This is a genomic window from Exiguobacterium sp. UBA7533, assembly GCF_002479335.1.
Classification (GTDB): Bacteria; Bacillota; Bacilli; order Exiguobacteriales; family Exiguobacteriaceae; genus Exiguobacterium_A.
The window spans coordinates 605,206-627,775 of sequence record NZ_DLMP01000001.1 but is presented as its reverse complement, the minus strand read 5'-3'; the positions used below and the strand labels follow the sequence as shown (position 1 = coordinate 627,775).

21 protein-coding genes and 1 other RNA gene are annotated in these 22,570 nt (G+C 45.5%); 21 read left to right on the top strand and 1 reads right to left on the bottom strand.

The window, feature by feature from the left end:
• Positions 1-38: 38 nt before the first annotated feature.
• From B2U10_RS03140 to B2U10_RS03115, 6 genes are all read left to right on the top strand, one after another.
• Positions 39-1,223, top strand: coding sequence for a phosphoglycerate kinase (locus B2U10_RS03140; protein ID WP_290772986.1), 1,185 nt, complete (start codon positions 39-41; stop codon positions 1,221-1,223).
• A gap of 27 nt (positions 1,224-1,250) precedes the next feature.
• The gene (gene tpiA / locus B2U10_RS03135) at positions 1,251-2,003 is read left to right on the top strand and encodes a triose-phosphate isomerase (RefSeq protein WP_023469215.1); all 753 of its coding nucleotides are present in this window, start codon (positions 1,251-1,253) and stop codon (positions 2,001-2,003) included.
• A complete protein-coding gene (gene gpmI / locus B2U10_RS03130; protein WP_064299425.1) occupies positions 2,004-3,551 on the top strand; it encodes a 2,3-bisphosphoglycerate-independent phosphoglycerate mutase in 1,548 nt (515 codons plus the stop codon).
• A 59-nt stretch (positions 3,552-3,610) separates the two neighbouring features.
• Complete coding sequence (gene eno / locus B2U10_RS03125; protein ID WP_087681330.1) at positions 3,611-4,903, top strand: phosphopyruvate hydratase; 1,293 nt, start codon at positions 3,611-3,613, stop codon at positions 4,901-4,903.
• A gap of 267 nt (positions 4,904-5,170) precedes the next feature.
• A complete protein-coding gene (locus tag B2U10_RS03120) occupies positions 5,171-6,082 on the top strand; it encodes an acyl-ACP desaturase (RefSeq protein WP_195864535.1) in 912 nt (303 codons plus the stop codon).
• Positions 6,083-6,094: 12 nt separating this feature from the next.
• Positions 6,095-6,343, top strand: coding sequence for a hypothetical protein (locus B2U10_RS03115; RefSeq protein ID WP_230088506.1), 249 nt, complete (start codon positions 6,095-6,097; stop codon positions 6,341-6,343).
• A 138-nt stretch (positions 6,344-6,481) separates the two neighbouring features.
• Here the strand turns inward: B2U10_RS03115 and B2U10_RS03110 are convergent, their stop codons facing one another.
• Complete coding sequence (locus tag B2U10_RS03110; RefSeq protein WP_023469210.1) at positions 6,482-6,802, bottom strand: hypothetical protein; 321 nt, start codon at positions 6,800-6,802, stop codon at positions 6,482-6,484.
• 135 nt (positions 6,803-6,937) lie between these two features.
• Between B2U10_RS03110 and B2U10_RS03105 the strand changes: the two genes are divergently transcribed.
• From B2U10_RS03105 to B2U10_RS03035, 15 genes are all read left to right on the top strand, one after another.
• On the top strand, positions 6,938-7,282 hold the full coding sequence (locus B2U10_RS03105; RefSeq protein WP_290772979.1) for a hypothetical protein: 345 nt from the start codon (positions 6,938-6,940) through the stop codon (positions 7,280-7,282).
• Positions 7,283-7,639: 357 nt separating this feature from the next.
• On the top strand, positions 7,640-7,879 hold the full coding sequence (locus B2U10_RS03100) for a hypothetical protein (protein WP_290785527.1): 240 nt from the start codon (positions 7,640-7,642) through the stop codon (positions 7,877-7,879).
• Positions 7,880-8,076: 197 nt separating this feature from the next.
• Positions 8,077-9,057 carry a LacI family DNA-binding transcriptional regulator gene (locus B2U10_RS03095; RefSeq protein WP_050678689.1) on the top strand — a complete coding sequence of 327 codons (981 nt, stop codon included), beginning with the start codon at positions 8,077-8,079 and terminating at the stop codon, positions 9,055-9,057.
• Entirely contained in the window at positions 9,054-9,932 is an 879-nt protein-coding gene (gene rbsK, locus B2U10_RS03090) for a ribokinase (protein WP_290785524.1), read from the top strand. Before B2U10_RS03095 ends, rbsK begins: the two co-directional genes overlap by 4 nt.
• Positions 9,929-10,318: a D-ribose pyranase gene (gene rbsD, locus B2U10_RS03085; protein ID WP_214805368.1), complete on the top strand. Its 390-nt coding sequence runs from the start codon at positions 9,929-9,931 to the stop codon at positions 10,316-10,318. The genes rbsK and rbsD overlap by 4 nt, the downstream gene beginning before the upstream one ends.
• 12 nt (positions 10,319-10,330) lie before the next feature.
• Entirely contained in the window at positions 10,331-11,809 is a 1,479-nt protein-coding gene (locus B2U10_RS03080) for a sugar ABC transporter ATP-binding protein (protein WP_195864541.1), read from the top strand.
• Between the two features lies 1 nt (position 11,810).
• The gene (gene rbsC / locus B2U10_RS03075; protein ID WP_052019102.1) at positions 11,811-12,779 is read left to right on the top strand and encodes a ribose ABC transporter permease; all 969 of its coding nucleotides are present in this window, start codon (positions 11,811-11,813) and stop codon (positions 12,777-12,779) included.
• 27 nt (positions 12,780-12,806) lie between these two features.
• Entirely contained in the window at positions 12,807-13,724 is a 918-nt protein-coding gene (gene rbsB / locus B2U10_RS03070; RefSeq protein WP_133207679.1) for a ribose ABC transporter substrate-binding protein RbsB, read from the top strand.
• A 137-nt stretch (positions 13,725-13,861) separates the two neighbouring features.
• Positions 13,862-14,095: a preprotein translocase subunit SecG gene (secG, locus tag B2U10_RS03065; protein ID WP_023469201.1), complete on the top strand. Its 234-nt coding sequence runs from the start codon at positions 13,862-13,864 to the stop codon at positions 14,093-14,095.
• Between the two features lie 101 nt (positions 14,096-14,196).
• The gene (locus B2U10_RS03060; protein ID WP_023469200.1) at positions 14,197-14,937 is read left to right on the top strand and encodes an alpha/beta hydrolase; all 741 of its coding nucleotides are present in this window, start codon (positions 14,197-14,199) and stop codon (positions 14,935-14,937) included.
• 14 nt (positions 14,938-14,951) lie between these two features.
• On the top strand, positions 14,952-17,306 hold the full coding sequence (gene rnr / locus B2U10_RS03055; RefSeq protein WP_214805366.1) for a ribonuclease R: 2,355 nt from the start codon (positions 14,952-14,954) through the stop codon (positions 17,304-17,306).
• A gap of 32 nt (positions 17,307-17,338) precedes the next feature.
• Complete coding sequence (smpB, locus tag B2U10_RS03050) at positions 17,339-17,809, top strand: SsrA-binding protein SmpB (RefSeq protein ID WP_023469198.1); 471 nt, start codon at positions 17,339-17,341, stop codon at positions 17,807-17,809.
• 58 nt (positions 17,810-17,867) lie between these two features.
• Positions 17,868-18,226: a transfer-messenger RNA gene (ssrA, locus tag B2U10_RS03045) on the top strand.
• Positions 18,227-18,635: 409 nt separating this feature from the next.
• A complete protein-coding gene (locus B2U10_RS03040) occupies positions 18,636-20,669 on the top strand; it encodes an ATP-dependent nuclease (protein ID WP_290785517.1) in 2,034 nt (677 codons plus the stop codon).
• 8 nt (positions 20,670-20,677) lie between these two features.
• A complete protein-coding gene (locus B2U10_RS03035; protein ID WP_290785515.1) occupies positions 20,678-22,516 on the top strand; it encodes a UvrD-helicase domain-containing protein in 1,839 nt (612 codons plus the stop codon).
• Positions 22,517-22,570: the final 54 nt, after the last annotated feature.

Here is a 22,570-nt window from a genome sequence, read left to right as displayed (position 1 = left end):
TCGCCCCTCACTATACGTAAGAGACGGAGGACGAATGTATGAATAAGAAATCGATTCGCGACATCGATGTACAAGGAAAACGCGTATTTACACGCGTGGATTTCAACGTACCGTTGGAAGACGGTAAAATCACGGATGACACACGGATCCGTGCTGCACTCCCAACGATCAAACACTTGATCGACGGCGGAGCAAAAGTCATTCTCGCTAGCCACATGGGTCGTCCAAAAGGCGAAAAGAACCCTGAGTTCTCACTTGCACCTGTCGTAGCACGCCTCAGCGAATTGCTTGGTAAAGACATCAAGCTCGTTGAAGAAGCATACGGTCCAGTTGCAGAAGAAGCAGTCAACAAACTCGAAAACGGCGATGTCGTCGTCTTAGAGAACGTTCGCTTCTACCCTGGTGAAACGAAAAATGACGAAGAGCTCGCTAAAGGATTCGCGAAACTCGCTGACGTCTTCGTCAACGACGCGTTCGGCGCAGCACACCGTGCACACGCATCGACAGAAGGTATCGCACACCATGTCGACACTGCAGTTGCCGGTCTTCTCATCGAAAAAGAACTTCAAGTTCTCGGTAAAGCTCTTTCTAACCCAGATCGTCCGTTCACGGCAATCATCGGTGGTTCGAAAGTAGCGGATAAAATCGGTGTCATCGATCACTTACTCGACATCGTCGATACGTTGATCATCGGTGGCGGCTTATCGTACACGTTCCTCACAGCTCGTGGTATCGAAGTCGGTACTTCACTTCTTGAGGTCGATAAAATCGACCAAGCGAAGGAATTCATGAAGAAAGCAGAAGAAAAAGGCGTTAAGTTCCTCATGCCAATCGACTGTGTCATCACGAAGGAATTCGGAGAAGAAACATATGTCGGACCACGTGACATCACAGAGATCCCAGCAGATCACATGTCACTTGATATCGGTCCAAAAACGGTTGAACTCTATGCAGAGGCAATCAAGAACTCGAAACTCGTCGTCTGGAACGGACCGATGGGCGTATTCGAACTCGATAAATACGCAAACGGTACAAAAGGTGTCGCGCAAGCTCTTGCGGACAGTGATGCGTACTCAATCATCGGCGGTGGCGACTCAGCTGCTGCGGCAGAGAAATTCGGTCTTGCTGACAAAATGAGCCACATCTCTACAGGTGGTGGAGCAAGTCTCGAATTCATGGAAGGGAAAGCTCTTCCTGGTGTCGAAGCGCTAAACGACAAGTAATCTAAGTTCACAAGGGAGTGTTTCTCAATGCGTAAACCAATTATCGCAGGTAACTGGAAGATGAATCTGACGCTCAAGGATGCAGTCGCATTCGTTGAGGAAGTCAAAGGAGCTGTACCTGCTTCGACGACAGTCGACGCAGCCGTCTGTGCGCCAGCAGTATTCTTGGCACACTTGACAGAAGCAGCAGCTGGTACGGATCTTAAGATTGGTGCTCAAAACATGTACGACAAAGAGAGCGGTGCGTTCACTGGTGAAATCAGCCCGCTCATGCTCAAAGAACTCGACGTGACATACGTCATCCTCGGTCACTCTGAGCGTCGTGAGTACTTCGGCGAAACAGATGCGTTCATCAACAGCAAAGCGAAAAAAGCGTTCGAGCACGGTCTCGTTCCAATCGTTTGTGTAGGTGAAACATTGGAAGAGCGTGAAGGCGGCAAGTTCGAAGACGTCATCCGCGAACAGACAGCAAACAGCCTTAAAGGTCTTACTGTCGACCAAGTGAAAAATCTCGTCGTTGCTTACGAGCCTGTCTGGGCAATCGGAACAGGTAAATCAGCGACAGAACAAGATGCACAAGATTCTTGTAAATTCGTCCGTGACGTCGTTGCAGCTGAATTCGGTGCTGAAGCAGCAGAAGCTGTCCGCATCCAATACGGTGGTAGCGTCAAACCGGAAAACATCAAAGAATATATGGCTCAACCAGACATCGACGGCGCGCTCGTCGGCGGTGCAAGTCTTGAGACAGGATCGTTCCTCAAACTGTTGGAGGCGATTTAAATGAAAAAACGTCCAGTCGCACTGATCATCCTTGATGGTTTTGGTATGCGTGACGAGGAGTTCGGAAATGCCGTTACGGCGGCAAACAAACCGAACTTCGACCGTTACTGGGGTCAATACCCGCATACGTTGTTGAATGCGAAAGGCGAATACGTCGGTTTGCCTGAAGGTCAAATGGGGAACTCAGAAGTGGGTCACCTCAACATCGGTGCAGGTCGCGTCGTCTATCAATCGCTATCCCGAATCAACAACGCGGTCAAGGATCGCTCGTTCTTCTCGCGTCAAGCGATGAACGATGCGGCAGGTCACGTGAAGAAATACGGTTCAGCGCTTCATATCTTCGGTTTGGTCTCTGACGGTGGAATCCACAGTCACATCAACCACTTATATGCGGTGCTCGAATTCGCGAAACTTCACGAAATCGAAAAAGTCTACCTCCATGCTTTCACGGACGGTCGTGACTGCGACCCACAATCGGGCGCTGGTTTCCTCCGTGACGCGCAAGCGAAGATGGATGAATTGAATGTTGGACAATTCGCGAGTATCTCTGGTCGCTACTATGCGATGGATCGCGATAACCGTTGGGAGCGCGTCAAGAAAGTCTATGACGTCATCACGTTCGGTGAAGGTCCAACGACGAAGGATCCAATCGGCATGGTTGAAGCTTCGTACAAACAAGACGTAACGGATGAGTTCATCGAACCAACTGTTGTCGTGCAGGAAGACGGTACGCCAGTCGCACCGATCCACGATAACGATGCGATCGTGTTCTTCAACTATCGTCCTGACCGTGCGATTCAGCTTTCGAAAGTCTACAAAGAAAAAGGTGGCTTCGACGGTTTCGAAATTCCGGACAACGCACCGAAGAACCTGCTACTCGTCTCAATGACGAAGTACTCGGATGCGATTGATACGGACATCGTATTCCCGCCTGAAGACATCAAGAATACGCTTGGTGAGACATTGTCAAAACAAGGTCTCAAACAGCTACGCATCGCGGAAACGGAAAAGTATCCGCACGTCACGTTCTTCTTCAACGGACAACGTGAAGAACCATACGAAGGGGAAGATCGGATCTTGATCCCTTCACCAAAAGTCGCGACATACGACTTGAAACCGGAGATGAGCGTCTATGAAGTTACAGATGCCCTCGTCGACGCAATCAACTCGGACAAACACGACGCGATCATCCTCAACTTCGCTAACCCGGATATGGTCGGTCACTCGGGTATGCTCGAGCCGACGAAAAAGGCGATCGAAGCTGTCGATGAGTGTCTTGGGAAAGTCGTTGACTTGATTCTCAGCAAAGGCGGCGCGGCAGTCATCACGGCTGACCACGGGAACGCGGATAAAGTCCTCAATGCGGACGGCAGTAAGATGACGGCGCATACGACAGAACCCGTTCCATGTATCGTGACGGTCGAGGACGTCGAACTCCTTGAACCACTCACAGGTGCACTCGCTGACCTCGCACCAACGGTCCTTGATCTCCTCGGAGCGGACCAACCAGCAGAGATGACTGGTAAATCGATCGTATTGAAGAAATAATCCCGTCGATCGAAAGAATTACAGCACATATTTCTTACACACAAAAGGAGCGAATTTAAATGTCAATGATTACAGAGATTTACGCACGCGAGATTCTTGATTCACGCGGTAACCCAACAGTAGAAGTAGAAGTTTATACAGAAGATGGCGGTTTCGGTCGCGCACTCGTACCATCAGGTGCATCAACTGGTGAGCACGAAGCAGTCGAACTCCGTGATGGCGACAAAGCACGTTACCTCGGAAAAGGTGTTTTGAAAGCTGTTGACAACGTCAACGAAAAAATCGCACCAGAAATCATCGGTTACGATGTCTTCGACCAAGCTGGAATCGACAAAAAGATGATCGATCTCGACGGTACGAAAAACAAAGGTAACTTCGGCGCTAACGCAATCCTTGGTGTTTCTATGGCTGCTGCACGTGCTGCTGCAGATGAGCTTGGTCTTCCACTTTACACATACCTCGGTGGATTCAACGCGAAAACATTACCAACACCAATGATGAACATCATCAACGGTGGATCACACGCAGACAACAACGTGGACTTCCAAGAGTTCATGATCATGCCTGTCGGTGCTCCAACATTCAAAGAAGCACTTCGTATGGGTGCTGAAATCTTCCACGCGTTGAAATCAGTTCTTAGCGGAATGGGTCTTAACACAGCAGTTGGTGACGAGGGTGGATTCGCTCCAAACTTGAAATCAAACGAAGAAGCAATCACAGTTATTCTTGAAGCAATCGAAAAAGCTGGCTACAAAGCAGGCGAAGATGTTTACCTTGCAATGGACGTCGCTTCTTCTGAGTTCTACGATAAAGCAGCTGGAAAATACAACCTCGCTGGCGAAGGCAAAGTCCTTTCAACAGAAGAGCTTGTTGAATTCTATGCACAACTCGTTGACAAATACCCAATCATCTCAATCGAAGATGGCTGTGACGAAAACGACTGGGATGGTCACAAACTCCTTACAGATCGTATCGGACACAAAGTCCAACTCGTTGGGGATGACTTGTTCGTAACGAACACTGAGAAACTTGCTGAAGGTATCGAAAAAGGCATCGCTAACTCGATCCTCATCAAAGTTAACCAAATCGGTACGTTGACTGAAACATTCGACGCAATCGAAATGGCTAAAAAAGCTGGTTACACAGCTGTCGTTTCTCACCGTTCTGGTGAAACTGAAGATTCAACGATCGCTGACATCGCTGTTGCGACAAACGCTGGTCAAATCAAAACTGGTTCACTTTCACGTACAGACCGTATCGCGAAATACAACCAACTTCTCCGCATCGAAGACATGCTTTCAGACGTTGCTGTCTACGACGGAATCAAATCATTCTACAACCTCAAGAAGTAATTTCAGGTTGATCGTTTGAATAAGCTATAAGGAAAACCTCCTATTCGTGTGATACGTACACACCGGATAGGAGGTTTTTATATCAAGCAATGTCAAACATGAAAATCGCTTTTGTCATCAAAACTATGATGAACTGTCAAAAAATTGATTCATCTGAGTAGATGACTAAAATGTTATACTCATAAATAAGTGCAAATCAAATAGTTATAGGCATTAACTACATCTTGCTCGATACAGATGACAAATACGTCTAAAGGAGATACGATCATGCTAAATTCAGATTTAGATATCCGTTTAGAACCACGCATTCAAGAGTTATATCGACTACACAAGGAGCGTTCAGCCAACATCGACTGGAGCTACCACGAATTCATTCCGTGGGATAAGGCGATGTCGTTCAAACGCGTCCCTTGGGACGAAAGCCAAGTCACGCTTCCAGAAGGTGTCATCGTCGCAATCGAGACGGCATTGCTGACAGAGGTCAACTTACCGTGGTATACGTCGCACTTAGACTATACGTTCAAGAACTCGATGGAAGTCATCAATGACTTCGTCCGGACATGGACAGCAGAAGAAGATCAGCACTCGAACTTACTCGAGACATATTTACTCGTCACGCGAAACGTCAATCCAACGCGACTTCATCAATTAAGAAGACGCGTCGTTGAAAACGGCTGGTTCCCGGACTTCACGAACCCGCTAGCAACAATGGCGTATACGTCACTGCAAGAGTTAGCGACACTCGTCTTCTATAACAACGTTGCGAAAATCGCGGGGGCACACGACAAAGACTTAGCAACGCTACTCCGTCGTCTAGCGAAGGACGAAGCGCTCCATTATGCGTTCTACCGTGACACGGTCAAAGCACACCTAGAGCTTGACCCGAACTTCATCGTCTTCTTCGAAGACGTCATCATCAACTTCTCGATGCCAGGTGCTGTCATGCCGGACTTCACGGAACGGATGAAGACGATTGCTGTTGATACGAACTATGGACCACTCCAATACTTCGACCAAGTATTAGACGTCGTCGTCAAATTCTGGGGCATCGCTGATTTAGAACCGACAAGCGAAGAAGCGAAACAATCTCAAGCGAACATCATGAAATATCATGGACGTTTAAAACGTATCAAGGAACGTCAAGAGCGCCAACTCGAAAAAGCGAAGATTGACGCGTAAGGAGGAATGAAGATGAAGTGTGAAATCTGTGGAACTGAAACGAACAACCAAGTCAGTTACTTGGAACTCGACACGTGGGAATTCAACTCATTGAACAAAGAAGCAAAAGATTTTTATCCGATCTGTTTTGATTGCTTCGACAAGCATACGAATCAGTTCATCGATCAAGAGATGGATCTCGAATTACGTAAAAAACGTTCGCAAATGGTCAACAAAGAAGTAGAAGCTGAAATCGAAGCGATTCTTGAGGTTGAGAATTAAGTTGTCTTTACCATACGTGAAGGGAAGCAAAACCGGTAGTGCTTTGGCGCTATCGGTTTTTTATTATCACTAAAAAAAGCAGTTATCTCTTGCTTCACATGTTTTGTGAGAGAAGAAATAGCTGCTTTTAACATGAAGTCAGTCTTCAATAAATGTAACGAGATAATGATGGGCAGAATGAAGCGGTGCACGGGTCACGAAAAAGTCCGGGAGATCGACATCGATTCCCAATTCGCGCAGTGTATCGGGATCCAAACATTCCTGAATCAAACGTTTGATGTCTTGTAACAGTTCATCGTGCAAGTTCGCTTCCTTCGGAAAGGCACGTTTCGCGTCATCGCGCAACAATAGCACGATAGGTGGTAGACCTCGTAAGAGATCGACCTGAAGGGGCTGCTGATGACGTTCGAAATAATCATTCAAACAACTGACGACCCTCATCGAGTGTTCTTCTTTCATCCGATCCCAACTCTCTGTATGTGACTGTAACTCTCTAGCTATTCCCTAATTGAAGTGAGGATATGCATGGAAACTGGAAATCAAGTATTACGAGGACGCTGTTCGGGGTAGAACTAGAGGGAAGGGGGAATCGACATGCTATTTCGGTTTTTGGTTTTAGGGCTTGATACGTCGATTGGTGACATCCCGTTGCGCCTCATCTATTTTACGGAACTCATACTATTCATCGGTTTGTATCAAATCACGAGCCGGTTTTCGCGTCAGAGTCTGATTTTTGGAACGGCACTCGGAATTGGTGGACTGATTGCCATCTTACCCGGTGCGCTCTATATCATCCGTTATAATCCGGAGGATGCCGTCATCGATGTCACGTTCCTATTGATTTATTTGTTTGAGCCGCTGGCAATTGTTGCGTTCGTTGTTGCTTTGATTCGGCGTTTGTTCGTGGAGCGAAAAAGAGCCGGGAAAGCAAAAAGATGAAAGACTTGTCAGCTAGACTCCGATTGTTCATTGATTTCCGTCCAAGACGTCGCTTTCCGCAGGCGGAAGGCAAGCCTCCTCGTCGCGTGTGCTCCTGCGGGGTCTTGCCTATTCCGCTCTTCCCGCAGGAGTCTCCGTCTTTTCCGAAAATCAACAATCTAACGTGCTACCGAGAGGAAAAGAAATACACCGTAAGATGGCGTGACGCTGTCTTGCGGTGTATTTGCGTATGTATCCAAATACTTTCTTTCAATAGTGTAAGGAAGAGTAACTGGAAGAATATTCTATAATAGAGGGAGAGCGAAATTAGATCTTAGTTAATTTCGTAAGATCCCGTTGATTATAGGAGTGACTTTCATGTATAAAATATTGTTCGGATTGTCCGTTTTAAACAGTGTCTACATTATGAATAACTTTTTTACATATTCGGATAGTTTTCTCAATGCGCCACTAGGCGTAACAACAGTAATCGCTATCACATTAATATTTCTAAACGATAGCGTCAAAAAAGATAAACCGTCGTTGTACACGAAAGCGACGGATGGATTAGGATTCATTAATATTCTGATTGGTCTCTCGCTGATCGTCTTTATTTAAGGATGATTCAGAACGTTCAAATGCATGATTATACGGAATTACCGTAAGTCTGACGCCGTGTCAGGCTTCTTTTTTATGTTTCAATTCAAGAGCTCGAAAAAAATAAAATATATTTTAGATAAAAAAGATTGATGTGTAACCGGTTACACAATATGATGATTCTTGTAAGCGTTATCAAAAGAAAGAGGTGGCGAAACATGTCGACCATCCGGGAAGTAGCGAAAGCGGCCCATGTCTCCGTCGCGACGGTCTCACGCGTCATGAACGAAAAGGGTTATGTCAGTGAGAAATCGCGTAAGGCGGTGCTTCAGGCAATCAAACAATTGGACTATCGACCAAACCGGGTCGCGCGATCGTTGTTCCAAAAACGGTCCGGACTGATCGGATTGATCGTTCCAGACATCACGAACCCGTTCTTCCCACAACTCGCACGGGCTGTGGAAGATATGGCACATCAACATGGTTTTCAAGTCATTTTGTGTAACACAGACGAACAGTTTCAGAAAGAACGCGAATATATTAAGTCACTCGAGGCGATGCATGTCGACGGATTGATCATCACGACGAACTACTCGAACAATCCGAACTATGAAGAACTCGAAGTGCCGGTCGTAGCGTTAGACCGTGTGTTACAAGGAGCGATTCCGACGGTGACCTCAAACGGATACGAAGGCGGGAAGAAGGCAGCATCATTTTTACTTGCATCTGGTGCGACGGAACTGGCCGTCATCAGCGGTCCTTCGAAACTCCCGACGATCAAGAAACGCCGGGACGGTTTTGAGGAAGTCGCCGGAACGCATCTCGTCGCAAGCATCGAGTCACCGTTCCACTTTCAAGGGGCGCTTGACGCGGCAAACTATCTCTTTGATCACTATCACTGCAACGGGATCTTTGCCGCGAGCGATGTCATTGCCGCAGCAACGGTGCAAGTCGCTGCCGAACGCGGGATCACGATTCCGGACGAGCTACAAGTGATCGGCTATGACGGGATCGAACTCGGACAAATGATTTCACCACCGTTGACGACGATCGCGCAGCCGATTTATCAAATGGGAGAACTAGCCGCGAAACTCTTGATTCAGCGGATTGAAGGCACACCGATTGCCGCCGTCCATCATGAGTTGACGGTTGAGATCATTGAACGGGAAACGACGAAACGGAAGGATGAGGAAGCATGAAACAAATCAGTGTCATCGGCAGTATCTCGATGGATCTCGTCGTCGAAAGTAAACGTCGTCCAGGCGCAGGCGAAACGGTCATCGGGGATGCCTTTCATACCGTACCGGGTGGAAAGGGTGCGAACCAAGCAGTGGCGGTCGCGCGTCTCGGCAGTACCGTCGAAATGATCGGTTGCGTCGGCAGTGATGCAAACGGCGAAGCAATCCGCGAAAACTTCAAGACGCAAGGTGTGCAGACGACGCACTTGCAAACGATTGAAGGCGAACGGACGGGAACGGCACACATCACGCTCGCTGAAGGCGATAACTCGATCGTCGTCGTTCAGTCTGCCAATCAACATGTCCAATTTGCGGATGATGCACTCGCACCGATTCTCGCAGACAGTGAAATCATCTTACTCCAGCTCGAAATTCCAATCGAAACGGTCGAGACCGTGGCTCGCGAAGCACATGCAGCAGGCATACCAGTCGTCTTGAATCCGGCACCCGCGATGTCACTCAGTCCGGAATTGATTGAACACGTCACGTACTTAACACCAAACGAACATGAATGTGGCTTGATTTTCGGACAAGACCAGCCAATTGAACATTGGCTGATGGAATACCCAAATAAACTGATCGTAACGGAAGGTAGTCGGGGGGCACGCTTCTACGATGGTGAGTCGATCGTGACGATTCCAGCGATCGAGACGACCGTCGTCGATACGACAGGAGCAGGGGATACGTTCAACGGTGCCTTAGCCGTTGCGTTAACAGAAGGACAACCGCTCGTCGAGGCAATTCGTTTCGCGAACCGGGCAGCCGGCTTATCGATTCGCGCTCTTGGCGCTCAAGGCGGCATGCCAACACGGGAACAGATGGAGGGAGACGCATGAAGAAACACGGTATCTTAAACAGTCATATCAGCAAGGTCCTGACCGATCTCGGTCATACCGATACGATCGTTATCGCCGATTGCGGCTTACCGATTCCAGACGGGGTCGCCCGAATCGATTTAGCACTGGAACTCGGCACACCGTCATTCCTCGACGTCGTCCGTGTCGTCGCCGGTGACATGGCGATCGAACAACTGACACTGGCGACAGAAATCAAAGAAGCGAATCCGGATGTCCTCGAGCAACTCGAAGCCATGCAGATCGAGACGGCGTTCGTCTCGCATGAAGAGTTCAAGAAATTGACGCAGCAGGCGAAGGTCATCATCCGGACCGGGGAAGCGACACCGTACGCAAATGTCATCTTCCATTCCGGCGTAATCTTTTAAGGGGGTCGAGTAATGCGTATCGAGATGACAGGTATCAAAAAAGCATTCGGTCCTGTTCCCGTCCTGAAAGGTGTCGACTTCGAACTCGCTGCGGGTGAGATCCACGCCTTGATGGGAGAGAACGGTGCCGGGAAATCGACGCTGATGAAGATTTTGACCGGTGTCCATAAAGCGGATGCAGGCACGATCCGCGTCGATGGACAGGACGTCGAATATAAGAATCCGAAACTTGCCGAAGAGGCGGGGATTGCCTTCATCCACCAGGAGCTGAACATCCTCCCGGATTTAACGGTGACGGAGAACCTGTTCCTCGGACGAGAGTTGAAGTCACGCTTCGGGATTCTCAAGCAAGGGGAGATGAAGCGGCAGGCAGAACGTGAACTCGCCGAATTGAACGTCTTCATGGATGTCGATCAACTTGCCCGGACGTTATCGGTCGGTCAACAACAGATGATCGAGATCGCAAAAGCTTTGATGACGGACGCGAAGGTCATCATCATGGATGAACCGACAGCCGCACTGACGGAGCGGGAAATTCGCGCCTTATTCAGCGTCGCAACGGCACTGCGCAACCAAGGTGTCTCGATCGTCTATATCTCACACCGGATGGAGGAAATCTTCGAGCTCTGCGACCGGATCACGGTCTTACGGGACGGGATCTCCGTCTCGACACACGCGATTCCCGAGACATCGTTCGAACAGATCGTCCGGGAGATGGTCGGTCGTGAGATGGGTGAACGGTATCCGGACCGTGACGTGTCGATCGGTGCGACTGTTCTCGAAGTCAAACAGGCGAGCGGGAAACGGTTCGACGATGTCTCGTTCTCCGTCAAGGCTGGTGAAATCATCGGCTTTTCAGGTTTGATGGGGGCCGGGCGGACGGAAGTCATGCGCGGGCTGTTCGGGGTCGATCGCCTGAAAGAGGGAACAATCGAACTGAACGGACAGTCGCTGAAGATTAAGACACCGTATGATGCGATCCGCCAGGGCATCGGCTTTTTGACCGAGGACCGCAAAGGTGAAGGATTGTTCCTCGACTTTTCACTGCGTGAGAACATCTCGCTGCCGACGATTCGTTCGTTATCAAGATCCGGTGTCATCAAGGATCAGGCAGAACGCGATTTCGCAGAAGGATATTTGAAGTCGCTCTCGGTCCGGCACAGCTCGATGGACCAGCCGGCGAAATCACTGTCTGGTGGGAACCAACAGAAGGTCGTCCTCGCGAAGTGGCTCGGGACACAACCAAAAGTCTTGATCCTCGACGAACCGACACGTGGTGTCGACGTCGGGGCAAAGAAAGAGATTTACCTCATCATGAACGAACTCGCTGCGGCGGGGGTCGCGATTATCATGGTCAGCTCGGACCTCCCGGAGATTCTCGGGATGAGCGACCGGGTCTACGTCATGCGCGAAGGCAAGATGAGCGGCATGTTGACACGACAGGAAGCGACGCAAGAAAGCATCATGACACTTGCGACAGGAGGACAATGATATGGAATTGATGCAAGGCAAGGTAACGGAAGCAAAACCGAGACGTCTTGGGATCGGACAAAAGCTTGGACCACTCGCAGGATTGTTCGCGATCGTCCTCGTCGTCTCGATCATGGAACCGGACTTTTTAACACTGAATAATCTATTTAACATCTTACGGCAAGTCTCGATCAATGCCTTGATTGCCTTCGGGATGACGTTCGTCATTCTGACAGGTGGGATTGATTTATCAGTTGGCTCGATTCTCGCCCTCTCGTCCGCCTTCGTCGCGGGTCTGATGACGGACGGAACATCAGCGTTGATCGCTGTTCTGGCTGGTCTAATCGTCGGAGCTGTCATGGGTGCGTTAAACGGGATGGTCATCTCGCTCGGGAAAGTCGCACCATTCATCGCAACACTTGCGACGATGACAATCTTCCGAGGTTTGACGCTCGTCTATACGGATGGGAAACCAATCACTGGACTTAGCCAAGGTGGCTGGTTCGAACTGTTCGGACGCGGCTACTTCTGGATCTTCCCAGTACCGGTTTTAACAATGTTGCTTGCCTTCGCGGTCCTCTACTTCATCTTGAAGAAGACGACGTTCGGTCGCTATACGTATGCGATTGGTGGTAACGAAGAAGCAGCAAAGTTGATGGGGATTCAAGTCAATAAAGTCAAAATCATGATTTACTCACTCTCTGGGTTGATGGCGGCACTTGCCGGCATCATCCTGACGTCTCGTCTGAACTCGGCACAGCCGACGGCGGGGACATCGTACGAACTCGACGCCATCGCAGCGGTCGTCCTTGGTGGGACGAGCCTCTCAGGTGGTCGTGGCTGGATTGTCGGTACCTTGATCGGTGCCTTGATCATCGGAACACTGAACAACGGACTTAACTTGCTTGGTGTCTCCTCGTTCTTCCAACTCGTCGTCAAAGGTTTAGTCATTTTGTTCGCGGTACTCGCGGACCGGAAACAAGCAGCGTAACCCACACTCAAAAAGGAGGATTTACAGATGAAAAAACTACTTGCAGTCGTCATGATGGCATTAATGGTCTTCGCAGCCGCCTGTTCGACGGAACAACCGGGCAGCAGCAACGGTGATACGAAGAAAAAGACGAAGGACTTTAAGATTGGTCTTTCGATTTCAACCCTCAATAACCCATTCTTCGTCTCGTTAAAAGAAGGGGCAGAACAAGAAGCAAAAGCACAAGGCGCAACACTTCAAGTCGCAGATGCACAAGATGATGCAGCAAAACAAGCAAGCGATATCGAAGACATGGTTCAAAAGAAAGTCGATCTCATTTTGATCAACCCAACGGATTCAGCAGCAGTCGGTGCAGCCGTCCAAACAGCAAACGATGCGAACATCCCCGTCATCACAGTTGACCGCAATGCAGAAGCAGGCGACGTCGTCGCACACATCGCGTCGGATAACGTCGCGGGTGGGAAACAAGCAGGTGAGTTCATGATTGAACTCGTTGGCGATAAAGCAAAAGTCGTGGAACTCGAAGGAATTCCAGGAGCATCCGCAACTCGTGACCGTGGTAAAGGATTCCATGAAGCAGTCGATGGTAAACTTGACGTCGTCGCAAAACAAGCAGCAAACTTCGACCGGGCAAAAGGATTGTCGGTCATGGAGAATATCCTTCAAAACAACAAAGACATCAAAGCCGTCTTCGCTCACAATGATGAAATGGCTCTCGGTGCGGTCGAAGCATTAAAAGCAGCTGGTCTCAATGATGTCAAAGTCATCGGCTTCGATGCGACGGATGATGCCGTCAAAGCCGTCAAAGATGGAAAAATGGCAGGAACGATCGCTCAAAAACCGACTGAGATCGGAAAGATGGGTGTCGAGACAGCCATTAAGCACTTAAAAGGCGACAAAGTCGAGAAGAACATCCCAGTCGATCTCGAATTGATCAAACAATAAGGAGATGAGACACCTGAGTCGACGATTCAGGTGTCTCTTTTCGTCAGGCAGGAAAAAGTTCCTAAATCTATTCCTTGTTCCCGTACTTGTTTTTCTCTATAATGAAAGAAGCGTATATTACTGAAGGAGGATCATCGATGATCATTCATAACGTGGCTCTTGTCGGCCTCATCGTCGTTTCCGTTCTTCTCATCATCGTCGTTCTATTGATGTCGGGTCGTACGACCGGACTCGGAGCATTGACGGGTGGAGCAGAACAATTATTTGGTCGCCAAAAAGCTCGTGGCTTGGATGCGGTCCTAAATCGTGTGGCGTCTATCTTAGGAGCATTACTCTTCATTTTGGCGTTACTCGTCGCTTTTTATAAGTGAGCATTGAAACGACAGCCGTATGATCGCGCTGTCGTTTTTTGTATTTCTCGATATTCATTTTTTCCGGATATGGGGTATAGAGTTAGAGGGGGAATCATTTTATGAAAATCACTTTACCAAAACCATTCTTTTTCGAAGCCGGCCCACGTGCCGTTTTACTATTACACGGATTCACGGGATCGAGCGCGGATGTCCGCATCCTCGGTCGCTATTTACAGAAGCAGGGCTATACGTCCCTCGCACCACAATATAAAGGGCACGCTGCCCCACCCGAAGAGCTGACGAAGACCGGGCCAGCCGACTGGTGGCAGGATGTCCTTGCCGGATATCAGGAACTCGTCGATAAAGGCTATGACGAAATCGCTGTTTGCGGACTGTCGCTCGGTGGCGTCATGTCGCTGAAGTTATCGATGAACCGTCCGGTCAAAGCGGTCATCCCGATGTGTGCACCCGCCTACATCAAAAGTGAAGAAGTCATGTATGCAGGAGTCACCGAGTACGCACGAGAATTCAAGAAGCGAGAAGGCAAATCACAAGAAGAGATCGACCACGAGATGGCGTCCTTCGAACCGATGCCGACCTTGAAGGACTTACAGGAACTGCTGCGCGAGACACGCGATTCGCTCGAGGACGTCTACGCACCGACGCTCGTCGTCCAAGCGCGCAATGATCACATGATCAACACCGACTCCGCGAACATCATCCATGATGGAGTCAGTGCCTTCCAAAAAGAGCTGATCTGGTATGAGAACTCAGGTCACGTCATTACGCTCGACAAAGAAAAAGACCAGCTCCACTCTGACATCTTGGACTTCCTGGAGTCATTGAACTGGAGCAAGTAACTGGAGGTGTCACGTTGGAATTACGTGAACGAATACTAACGGTCATCACGACGGAAGAACGTCCGTTGTCGATTGATCAATTAACGAAAAAACTAGAACTAGCGGATACGGAAGCATTCAAGGAATTGATTCGGACGCTAAACGCGATGGAAGACGAAGCGTTGATTGCCCGGACACGCTCGAACAAGTACGGAACGCTTGCGCAGATCGGTCAAGTCGCAGGGAAGATTTCCGTCCACCAACGCGGATTCGGTTTCGTCTCACCGGAAGACGGTTCAGAAGGCGACATCTTCTTGCCGGCACCGGAACTGAAGAACGTCTATAACGGCGACCGTGTCCTGGTCAAAGTGTTTGCCGAGTCAAACGGCGGCGATCGTCGCGAAGGGAAACTGCTCAAGATTCTCTCACGCGGACCAGCCGATTTCGTCGGAACGTTCGTCAGTCCAAAAGGGCGAATTGAATCGATTGCTTACATTGAACCGGATGATACGAAGCTGACGTTCTTACCGGTCGTCGCGAACGACGATACACTCGGTGCCGTCGATGGTCATAAAGTCCTCGCTCGGATCACGAAGTATCCAGACGGTCGCTACGCCGGAACAGCGAAAGTCTTAAAAATCATCGGTCACAAAAATGATCCAGGCGTCGACATCTTGTCGATCGTCCATAAGCACGGCATCAATGTCGATTTCTCACCGGAAGCGATCGCTGAGGCGAATGCCGTTCCGGATCAGATCGATGAGAAAGACTTAGTCGGACGCGTCGATCTACGAAACGAATTGACGGTGACGATTGACGGCGCTGACGCAAAAGACTTAGATGATGCGGTTCACGTTAAGAAATTAGCGAACGGCAACTTCGAGCTTGGTGTCCACATCGCCGACGTCTCGCATTACGTCAAAGAAGATTCAGCACTCGACGAAGAAGCGCGTGAGCGCGGAACGAGTGTTTATCTCGTTGACCGCGTCATTCCGATGATTCCGCACCGTCTATCGAACGGGATCTGTTCGCTCAATCCGCACGTTGATCGCCTGACGCTCAGCTGTATCATGGAAATCGATGCGAACGGTGCTGTCGTCAACCACGAGATCTTCCAGAGTGTCATCAAGACGACGGAACGGATGACGTACACGGACGTCCGGAAAATCATCGAACGCGAAGACGAGGAAGTGATCGCGAAGTACCAAGATCTCGTCGAGTACTTCGACAAGATGGCGGAACTCGCAGCAATCCTCCGTGAACGCCGCTCCCGTCGTGGGGCGATCAACTTTGACTTCCCAGAAGCGAAGGTCCTCGTCAACGAAGAAGGCAAGACGAGTGAGATCATCCTCCGGGAACGGTCGGTCGCCGAGAAGCTGATCGAAGAGTTCATGCTCGCAGCAAACGAAACGGTCGCGGAGCACATCCAGCGTCAAAAACTGCCGTTCATGTACCGGATCCACGATGAGCCAAAAGCAGAACGTCTCGATACGTTCTTCAAGTTCATCGGTAACTTCGGCATCAACGTCGAACGCAAAGGTGAGTCAGTCGCACCGAAAACGTTGCAATCGATCCTCAACGCTGTTGAAGGTGAGCCGGAAGAAGCCGTCGTCAGTACGGTCATGCTTCGTTCGCTCCAACAAGCGAAATACGACATCGAACCGATCGGTCACTTCGGTCTGTCGACGGACTACTATACGCACTTCACGTCACCAATCCGCCGGTATCCGGACTTAATGGTTCACCGTCTGTTGCGTGAATATGTCATATATAACGACAAATCACAAAAGACGCAAGACCGTTATTCGGAGATTTTACCGGAAATCGCCGATCATTCGTCAAAGCGCGAGCGTCGCGCTGTTGATGCAGAGCGGGAAACGAACGCCTTGAAGAAAGCCGAGTATATGGAGCAACACATCGGTGAGACGTTTGAAGGTGTCGTCAGTGGTGTGACGAACTTCGGGATGTTCGTCGAATTGCCGAACACGATCGAAGGACTCGTCCACATCCAAGCGATGACGGATGACTTCTACCGCTACGATGAAGCGAACTATCAGCTGATCGGCGAGCGGACGAAGCAACAGTTCCGGATCGGCGATGTCGTCGAGATTAAAGTCACGAACGTCAACATCGATGAACGGACGATCGACTTCAGCGTCGTCGGGATGCCAGAGCGGCAACCGAAGAAACGGTTCGAGTCGAAGACGATCCGCTCAAGCGGTGGACGTCCGGGACAAAAACGCGACGATAAGAAGAAAGACGATCGTCGTGGCAAGAAACGGTCGGGTAAGAGCGAACAAGGTAAAGGAAAAGGATTCTCGTTAAAGAATAAGAAAGATAAACCGCCGTTCCATAAGGCGGTCTCGAATAAGAAACGGAAGCGCAAATAAGCGCTTCCGCATCGGAAATGTGGTGAACGAACATGCCAAAGGGAACAGATTCGAAAGTCTTAGCGAACAACAAACGGGCCTCGTTCGATTATGCGATCGAGGATACGATTGAAGCCGGTCTCGTCTTGACGGGAACGGAAATCAAATCGGTCCGTAAAGGAAAGATCAGTATTGGAGACGCGTTCGTCCGGTTTGACGGGGGAGAAGCGATTCTCTGGAACTCGAACATCGCCCACTTCGAACAAGGAAACCGGTACAACCATGAGCAGCTCCGCCCGCGGAAGCTGTTATTGCACAAGAAACAGATCGCAAACTTGATCGGTGCGGTCTCACGGGACGGCTATACGATCGTGCCGCTGAAGGTCTACATCAAGAACGGATATGCGAAATGCTTAATTGGACTCGGACGCGGGAAGAAGAAATTCGATAAACGCGACGACCTGAAGAAGAAGGATGCGAAGCGTGATATCGAACGAGCACTGCGCGATAAGCAAAAGTATTGAACCCGTAACACTTTTCTGCTAGAATATTAGTATTCGGAAAGCCCCAATTTTATATCTTGGGGACGTTACGGATTCGACGGGGGTAGTTCGGTCTTCTGTGGCGTGTCGAGGGGTCGGCCTCGTTAAAACGCACCAGCCATAACTGGCAAAACTAACACACAACTCGCAGCAGCGTAATAGCAACTGCGGATCCTAGCAGCTGTCGCCTGGTCGGCTGATTTCTAGGGTCTCACTTTAAACAGGCTACGCTTGGACCCTTCCGTCTGGAGGGAAAGAGAAGAGATGGAATCAGACTGGTCGGACGGACGCCTGTCAATTGGCAGCCTGACGACGAGATCCCAATAAATTGACTACACACGTAGAAGCTTAAGTATACGATGCCTTCGGACGTGGGTTCGACTCCCACCGTCTCCATACCCTGAAATCTTAGGATTTCAAAAAGTGCTATAAATGTTGACATATCAACATTTATGGCACTTTTTTATTTTAATTTCTAGTAATATTTTTCAACTTTCATAATTTGAATATATACATATTTAGGATTTCTGTATGTTTATTTACATTTGCTTTGTTTAATATGATAATTTTAGTGTTAGATAAAAAAGACTAAAATAAATTTATATAGAAATTCAAAAGAAGAGATACCTGAAAATTTCAAAATAGTTTTTATAAAATTTATTAAAATTTGATTATCAATTTATAGTAATAGAATACAAAAAAACTATCCAAAAAATAATCAAAGAAATTAATTTCATTGAGTTTATAAAAAATCATTTCTGAGTACCATCTTTTAAATCTAAATATTTATAAATAGAAAGGGATTTATATGAAATTAACTAAAATAATTTTTAACAATTACCGCAGTTTTGGACCAACTGATACAGTAATTCATATTTCAGATTTAACGGCCTTTATAGGTCATAATAGTTCAGGTAAAACTACTGTATTGAGTTCACTTCAAAAAATGTTTGGAAACTCTAAAGTAACTAAATCAGATTTTCATATTCCTTTAGAAAAAACTGCAGACGAAATAACAAGAAGTGAATTTTATATAGAAGCTTATTTTGAATTTTTTGATGAGGATAATGAAGGATTAGATGAAGATGATTACGGAATAGCGCAGTATTTTGAAAGCTTTAGAGTAGAACAACCTAACGGTGATCCATATATTGTTATACGCTTAGATGCGAGTTATGAGAAAGGGAGCTCTCCTGAAGGAATAATAGATTATAAGTACCATTATGTTGTTAATAGAGGGGAAAATGGACTTAAACCGATTTCAGCCCATGATAGAGATAAGATACAAGTTATTTATATTCCAGCAGTTAGAAACCCCTCGGAACAATTGAAAAATGCTAATGGAACTATATTATGGAGAATTCTAAATCAAATAAATTGGAAAGAGTCTGACAAAGTAAAGATAAATAATAAAATCGATGAATTAGATAATGAGGTAGCTAAGCAATCTGGAATATCGAAAGTAAAAGATGTGATTTCTAAACAATGGAAAAACTACCATAATGATTCTAGATACAATGAAGCTAATATAAAGTTTGGCAGTAGCGATTTAGAAAATATATTAAAAAAGCTAGAAGTGGAGTTTACACCTGCACATACCGAAAAAGCATTTAGAGTGGATGAATTAGGAGATGGTTTAAAGTCTTTATTTTACTTAACATTAATAGATTCACTATTAGAAATAGAAAATGCAGCAATAAGAGAAATTAAAAACAAAATTTCTGAAGAAGAACGAATATTAAATATTGATCCGCCAGCGTTGACACTTATTTTAGTTGAGGAGCCAGAAAATCATGTTAGTCCCCATTTATTAGGTAAGGTTATAAAGAATTTAAATAATATACGCAGTAGAAGTAATTCTCAAGTAATGTTAACTTCTCACAGTCCATCAATTATTAAACGTATAGATCCTACAGAAATACGCTATTTAAGAATTGAGAATGGAAAAACTATTGCTAAAGAGATTGTACTGCCTGAAAAGCAAGATGAATCATATAAATATGTAAAAGAAGCAATTAAAGCTTACCCAGAATTGTATTTTTCATCATTAGTTATATTAGGAGAAGGCGATAGTGAGGAAATATTAATACCAAAATTTCTAGAATTATATATGGATGACCTTGATACAGTTGCTACATCAGTAGTTCCTTTAGGTGGACGACATGTTAATCATTTTTGGAAGTTATTGAATCAATTGAGTATCCCTCATATTACATTATTAGATTTAGATAGAGAAAGAGAAGGCGGCGGTTGGGGAAGAATAAAGTATGTAATAAAACAACTATTGGAAAATGGAGCGGACAGAGATAAATTACTTAATACTTCGGACGATAGAATACTAACAGAAGAAGAATTAGATGATATGCATTTGTTGACTGAGTATGAACATATCGATGAATGGATACAATTTTTAGAAGAGTATAATGTATACTTTTCTAATCCGATAGATATTGATTTTTTAATGCTTGAAAAATATAAGGATGCATATTTAGAAATTCTAGATAAAAATGAAGGTCCTTTAATTAAGTTAGATGGAGAAAAGAAACAAAAAAGAATTTATGAATTAAGTGAACAAGAAAAGAAATCTACAGAATATCAAGATCGTATTGATAGTGATGTAAAAAGAACTTTAAAGAAAAATGGTAGTGATGGATATTCTTATACTCAAGAACAGAAAGAACTGATGATCTGGTATAGTTATTTCTTTTTAACTAGAGGAAAACCAGTAACACATTTACAAGCATTAAATAATATAACCGAAGATATATTAAAAGCGAATACTCCTTATGTTTTTAAAAATCTAGCTGAAAAAGTAAAATTACTCCTAAATATTAAGGAATGAGTAACATAGTGGAACTAACTAGTGAATGGAAACCAAGTGGTGGATTAGTACTAGAACCAGCAGCTTTGGATGCCTTGAAGGAGTTAAATAACTCTTTAGTTGTTGCAGGACCAGGAGCAGGTAAAACAGAACTATTAGCTCAAAAAGCTTGTTTTTTATTAGAAACGAAAAGCTGTGTAAATCCACATAAAATTTTAGCGATAAGCTTTAAAAAGGATGCAGCAGTAAATTTAAAGGAAAGAATAAAACTTAGATTATCTAAAAAATTTGAATCGAGATTTATATCACAAACTTTTGATTCTTTTGCTAAAAGCATATTAGATAGATTTCTATATGCATTATCTGATGAATTCAGACCAGATCCAAATTATCAGATAGCTACAAATCAGAATGAAATTATTCAAGCCTTTTCAAAGTGTAAAGTAAATTTATTTAACAATAAAATAAAGAAACAGTATATTGATAATTTAACTAGCACAAGAGTAGAGAACATGTCAGGGGTTTATAAAGACGTTTGGAGTAAATTACTTAAAGGTGATGAAGATATAAAACCAACTTTAAGTTTTCAGATGATATCTATTTTAGCAATTCGTATTTTAGAAACTAATCCGTTGATTCTTAAATCATTAAGGAAGACCTATTCTCACGTGTTTTTAGATGAGTTTCAAGATACAACGAAGGTGCAGTATGCCTTAATTAAAGTTTGTTTTCATAATTCATTAACTTCAATTACTGCTGTTGGTGATAACAGACAACGAATAATGATGTGGGCTGGGGCTAAAGTAGATGTATTCGATGCGTATAAGAGAGACTTTAATTCACGAGAATATACGCTGTTAATGAATCATAGATCAGCTCCAAGGTTATTAGAGATACAGAAAATAGTTAATAATTATCTTCAAGATGAACCATTTGCTCCTATTTCAAATTCTAAATGGTCTGAAAATGAAGGAGTTGCTGAAACGTGGTACTTCAAAGATTCTATTACTGAAGCAGAACATATTGCTGAAAAAATAAGGCAAGTAGTAGATGAGATGAAAATTGAATATAGAGATATTTGTATTATAGTTAAACAAAATGTTCAACAATTTTGTGATGATATAGTTAGGGTATTAGATAATGTAAATATTCAAGCTCGAAATGAAGTTAATTTCCAAGAATTGTTAAAAGAAGATATAGTTTTATTGATTATTAATACACTAAAGGCTGCTCTCAATGTTAAAGATAGTGATGCATGGATATTTATATGGGACGCAAAAATTTTCTTTGAAGGTAAATCAAGCACATTCAATCCTATTATTATTGATAAATTGAGAAAACAACTTAAATTAATGTTGAAAGATATAAAAATAAGATTAAATGACTTAAATGATCATCAGGAACTAACAAAACTATTAAGCGAAATAATAAATTTTTATGATCTAAATAAAATTAAAAAACACTATGTACAGTATTCACAAGGTCAATACATTAATAAATTACAAGAGGATTTATCAAATTATTTATATCAGTATTATTTATCAACAAATAATTGGCTAGAGGCAATTAATTCATTTGAAGGTCACGATTCAATTCCTATAATGACAATTCATAAAAGTAAGGGGTTGGAATTTGAGGTGGTATTTTTTGTGGGATTTGATGATAATTCTTTTTGGAGTTTTTCTAGTCAAAAAGATGAGGATACATGTACGTTTTTTGTAGGGCTTTCTCGATCGAAAAGATACCTATTTTTTACGTTTTCTGAAAATCGATTCGGAATTAACCGTACTAATTCTAAAATTTCAATCCTATATCAGATGTTAAAAGAATCCGGTGTAGTAGACGAAAAATATATAGGATTTGATTAAAAATATAGTATAAATAATTGTATCTGGCATACTGTGAACTGAACCCCGAATGAT